The sequence below is a fragment of the Herminiimonas sp. genome, assembly GCF_030645555.1.
Taxonomy (GTDB): domain Bacteria; phylum Pseudomonadota; class Gammaproteobacteria; order Burkholderiales; family Burkholderiaceae_D; genus Oxalicibacterium.
This window is the reverse complement of record NZ_JAUSME010000309.1, coordinates 1-4,744: the sequence shown is the minus strand read 5'-3', so window position 1 is coordinate 4,744 and position 4,744 is coordinate 1. Positions and strand designations below refer to the sequence as shown.

Here is a 4,744-nt window from a genome sequence, read left to right as displayed (position 1 = left end):
CGCCATCGTCCAACTATGAGTTCGAATTGAAGCACAAGGCTGTCATTGATCGCTTTGGGCGTTATCCATCCAGAAATCAGATTCTTGGGCGGCTGTTGACGCCGGAAGAAATCGAATTTTTAAAGGAGCATGGGGCCGGGTTTTAAAGTGTCATCGAAATTAAAGTGGGGCAGTAGAAAACAAAAAGGCGAATAGATAAGACTCAGCTTGTCTTTACCTCTCTCGGGATGGGAGAGCATGCGCTCTATTTTGGGGCATCATTGCCTTATAAATCAGGTCCGCTATTTGCTTCAATTATCCTGGACTTTTCATTACCTGTAACCCCTTGCAAGCTAGCCCAAGACAAGATGACGCACCTCGAAATTCGCAATCCGGCTCGCCGCTACGGCGACAGCTCCGCAATCGGGAACATTGGTTTTTCGATCGCGGCTGGCGGCTTCCTTGCTCTGCGCAGTCCTTACGGCTGCGGCAAGGGGGACTTGCCATGTCTGTGAAAAATTCCGGCGGCAATAATGTATTGCCTTTCAAACGCGCCATTCCACGCACCGCCCCGGAAAAAACGGCGGAAGCGGAACTGATGGAATTGTTGATCACTTACGATCACTTGATCGCGCTGTTAAGGGATACCTGCGACGAGGGGCTGGATAACCTGGCCGATAACATAGTCGGTTCAGTCGTGCGCTGCAGGGCGGCGCTGGCGAGCGGGATGGATGCGCACGCAGGCCGGAAGATGGAACAGGAAATGAGGGCGGGTTTGCATGAATTCCCGCGCATCCTGCGTTCGCTGCTGCCCGGCATGGGCCCGCGCCTGGGGGAAAGCATGGAGCGCAAGCTGGGCATCCGCTTTTCCGGCTACGAATAGCTGGAAGATCGTGCGCCCATGTCGGCACGCCTCCTTGTTGGGAATCAGCCGCACTATTTGCTACAATTGCCGCGGTTTTTTCATTCCCCATAATCCCTTGCAGACCAGCCCCAGGACAAGATGGCGCTCCTCGAAATTCGCAACCTCAGCCGTCGTTTCGGCGACAACACGGTAGTCGACAACATCAGCCTCTCCATCGAGGCTGGCGAATTCTTTACGCTGCTCGGTCCTTCCGGTTGCGGCAAGACGACGCTGTTGCGCATGATTGCCGGTTTCGATGCGCCGGATGCGGGCCAGATCCTGCTCGATGGCATCGACCTGAGCGGCGTGCCGCCGGAGTCGCGCGCGGTGCGCACCGTGTTCCAGAATTACGCCTTGTTCCCGCACATGACGGTGGCGCAGAACATCGCGTTCCCGCTCGAAATGGCAAACACACCGAAGTCTGAAATCAAACAGAAAATCGAGGAAGCGCTGGACGATGTGCGGCTCTCCGGTTTTGCTGCGCGCTGGCCGCATGAATTGTCCGGCGGACAGCGGCAACGCGTGGCGATTGCGCGCGCGCTGGTGACGCGCCCCAGGCTGCTGCTGCTCGATGAGCCGCTGTCGGCGCTGGATGCGCAATTGCGCGAACAGATGCAGATTGAATTGATCAACCTGCAAAAGGAAGTCGGCATCACCTTCATCTATGTCACCCACGATCAAGCCGAGGCGCTTGCGCTGTCGCACCGGATTGCGGTGATGAACAAGGGTCAGGTCGAGCAGCTAGACGAACCTGCGCGCATCTACAGTTACCCGAAGAGCCGCTTCGTCGCCGACTTCATCGGCACCTGCAATCTGTTCGATGGCACCGTCACGCAGATAGAAGGCAACACGATGTTGCTGGACGTGCCCGGCATGGGTGCCGTGAAGGCTGTGGCAGCGCCGGATGCGGTGGTCGGCAGCCAGGGCACGATAGCGCTGCGTCCCGAGAAGACCCAGGTCAGCGCCGAAATCGTCAGCGGCGTGGCGGATGAAAATCACTTTGACGGTTACGTTAAAGAATTGCTCTACATGGGCGGCGTCACCGTCTATATCGTCGAGACCGAAGGCGGCGTGCGGATAGAAACGCTGCTGGCCAATTCTGCGATCGGCCGGCCGCGCCTGTTTGAAGTCGGCGATGCCGTCGATGTTGCGTGGCGCGTCGATGCCGGACATTTCATCGCGCTAGCCAGCCATGGCTGACACCGGGACAGCAACTGCGTCGCAAAAGCGCGATCAGCCATCGCTGGCGCGCTGGCTGATCAGCGGGCCGCCGCTGCTGTACCTGATCTTCTTTTTTGCGGTGCCTACGCTGATCATGGCGTTCGCGGCATTCCGCTATCCCGGCGATTACGGCGGGCTGGCGCCGCTGTTCGATGATGCCGGCGCGCTCGACCTGACGCTGGAAAGTTTCACGCCGTTTTTCAGCGACTTTGTCTATACGGCGATCTTCCTGAAGTCGCTGCTGTTTGCGATCATCACGACGCTGGTTTGTCTGCTGATGGCGTATCCGCTGGCGCTGCTGATCGCGCGCAGCCCGCAGAAGTGGCGCAACCTTTTGGTGCTGCTGGTGATCCTGCCGTTCTGGAGCAACTTCCTGATCCGTATCTATGCATGGATGATTATCCTGGGGCCGCAATCGGCATTGACGCGCGGCTTGAATGCAGTGCTGGACGTGTTCGGCTTCGCGCCCGTGACGCTGCTCTACAGTGCCTTTGCGGTGATCGTTGGCCTCGTCTATGTGCACCTGCCTTTCATGGTGCTCCCGCTGTATGCGAATCTGGAAAAGCACGATCCTGCCTTGCTCGATGCGGCACAGGATCTGGGCGCGGGCGCATGGCAGCGTTTCTGGCGCGTGACGTTCCCCTTGTCGCTGCCCGGCGTGTATGCGGGTGCGGCGCTGGTCTTCATTCCGGCGCTCGGGATATTTGCGGTGTCCGACCTGCTCGGCGGCACCGGCGGCATCATGATAGGCAATGTGATCAAGCAGCAATTCCTCGATTCGCGCGACTGGCCTTTCGGCAGCGTGCTATCCATCATGCTGACAGTGGCGGCATTGGCGGCGGCCGGCCTGGCCGCTTTGCTGGCACGGCCGCGCAGGAGGGCGCATGCATAAGGGCGCGTCAAAAAATTCGCTCTGGCTGACGGCAGCGGCAGTGCTGGTCTATGCCTTCCTGTATCTGCCGCTGGTGATCGTCGTCGTGTATTCATTCAACGATTCGCGCCTCAATGCCGAGTGGGTAGGCTTCACGCTGGACTGGTATCGCAAACTGTTTGCCAATGACGAGATGCTGCGCGCCGCCGGCAATTCGCTGATCATTGCGCTGGTGTCGAGTGCCGTGTCTACGCTGCTGGGGACGATGGCGGGGTTTGCCTTGCATCGCTACAAGATACGTTTGCTGCAAGTGCTGGTGCTGACGCCGATCGCGATACCGGAAATCCTGGTCGGCGTATCGCTGCTGATTTTTTTCGTGATGCTGAACCTGACCCTGGGCATGTTGTCGGTGACGCTGGCGCATATCGCCTTCAGCCTCGGCTTTGTCGCGATCGTCGTGCGTTCGCGCTTGAGCGGGATGGATGAAAGCCTGACCGAAGCCGCGCGCGATTGCGGCGCCACGCCGTGGCAAGCCTTCCGCCGGATTACCTTGCCGCTGATCATGCCGGGCGTGGTGGCGGGTGCGCTGATGGCGTTCACGCTATCCATAGACGATTTCGTGATTACCTTCTTCACTGCTGGCGCGAATACCTCGACCTTGCCGCTGCAGATATATTCGATGATCAAGATCGCGGTGACGCCGGAAGTCAATGCCGTCTCTACCTTGTTGATGGCCTTGACCTTGCTTCTGATCGTGATTGCTTCCAAACTGACGCCCAACGCCTTCCGTTCCTGATTCTTTTCTCTGGACTCGCCATGAAAAAATTATTCGCTATTGCTTCCTTGCTGTTACTTGCCGTTTCTACCTCCACTTCGGCGCAGGCGCAAAACAAGCTGCACCTGTACAACTGGAACAATTACATTGCGGCCGAAACGGTGCAGCGCTTTGAAGCATCATGCAAATGCCAGCTGGTGCAAAGCTATTACGGCGATAACGAGGAAATGCTGGCCAAGCTGGCGGCCGGCGCCAAAGGCTATGACTTGATCGTGCCGACCGGGAATGCGCTGCAATCGCTGATCAAGCAAAACGCCTTGCAGCCGATTGACAAGAAGCAGTTGGGCAACTTCAAGAACCTGAACCCGCAATACCTGAATACCGATTTCGACAAGGGCAACCAGTACTCGGTGCCGTATGCCTACACGATCACATTGATAGGCTATAACGAGCAGAAAATGAAAGAGCTGGGCATCACGGTCGATAGCTGGGCTGCGATTTTCGATCCGGCAATACTGGCCAAGCTCAAGGGCAAGATCACGGTGCTGGATTCAGCCAATGAATTGATGGCCGCTGCGCTGAAGTATTTGGGCTACTCGGTCAACGACATCGATGAAAAACACTGGCAGGAAGCCAAGAACCTGATCCTGAAAGCCAAGCCTTACTGGGCGTCTTTCAACGGCACCAGCTATATCAAGGGGCTGACGGTAGGCGATATCTGGCTGGTGCATGGTTATTCCAGCGATATTTTCCAGGCCGATATCGATGCGCAAAAAGCCGGCCGCAAGTTCCGCATCCGTCACGCCTTGCCGAAGGAAGGCGCGGCGATGTCGCTCGACAGCCTGGTGATCCCGAAAGATGCGCCGCGCGCAGACCTGGCGCATCAATTCATCAACCTCGTCCTTGACGGTAAAAATTCAGCCGAATTGACCAATATGATAGGCACTGGCAACCCGAACAGCGCCGCCTTACCCTACATCAAGCCGGAGATTGC

At 57.5% G+C, this 4,744-nt stretch carries 7 protein-coding genes; all 7 read left to right on the top strand.

Translation table 11 applies throughout. The features are described from left to right. Positions 1 to 146, top strand: a 146-nt coding sequence (locus Q7T06_RS11650) for a DUF924 family protein (protein ID WP_304784838.1), incomplete at its 5' end; no start/stop codon positions are given. A gap of 201 nt (positions 147 to 347) precedes the next feature. Continuing rightward, entirely contained in the window at positions 348 to 494 is a 147-nt protein-coding gene (locus Q7T06_RS11645; protein WP_304784836.1) for a hypothetical protein, read from the top strand. Then, positions 485 to 862: a hypothetical protein gene (locus Q7T06_RS11640; protein WP_304784834.1), complete on the top strand. Its 378-nt coding sequence runs from the start codon at positions 485 to 487 to the stop codon at positions 860 to 862. The genes Q7T06_RS11645 and Q7T06_RS11640 overlap by 10 nt, the downstream gene beginning before the upstream one ends. Before the next feature lie 120 nt (positions 863 to 982). After that, the gene (locus Q7T06_RS11635) at positions 983 to 2,083 is read left to right on the top strand and encodes an ABC transporter ATP-binding protein (protein ID WP_304784832.1); all 1,101 of its coding nucleotides are present in this window, start codon (positions 983 to 985) and stop codon (positions 2,081 to 2,083) included. After that, entirely contained in the window at positions 2,076 to 2,996 is a 921-nt protein-coding gene (locus Q7T06_RS11630) for an ABC transporter permease (protein ID WP_304784830.1), read from the top strand. Before Q7T06_RS11635 ends, Q7T06_RS11630 begins: the two co-directional genes overlap by 8 nt. Then, positions 2,989 to 3,771: an ABC transporter permease gene (locus Q7T06_RS11625; RefSeq protein WP_304784828.1), complete on the top strand. Its 783-nt coding sequence runs from the start codon at positions 2,989 to 2,991 to the stop codon at positions 3,769 to 3,771. Before Q7T06_RS11630 ends, Q7T06_RS11625 begins: the two co-directional genes overlap by 8 nt. A gap of 20 nt (positions 3,772 to 3,791) precedes the next feature. Beyond that, on the top strand, positions 3,792 to 4,744 hold a 953-nt coding region (locus Q7T06_RS11620; RefSeq protein WP_304784826.1), incomplete at its 3' end, for a PotD/PotF family extracellular solute-binding protein.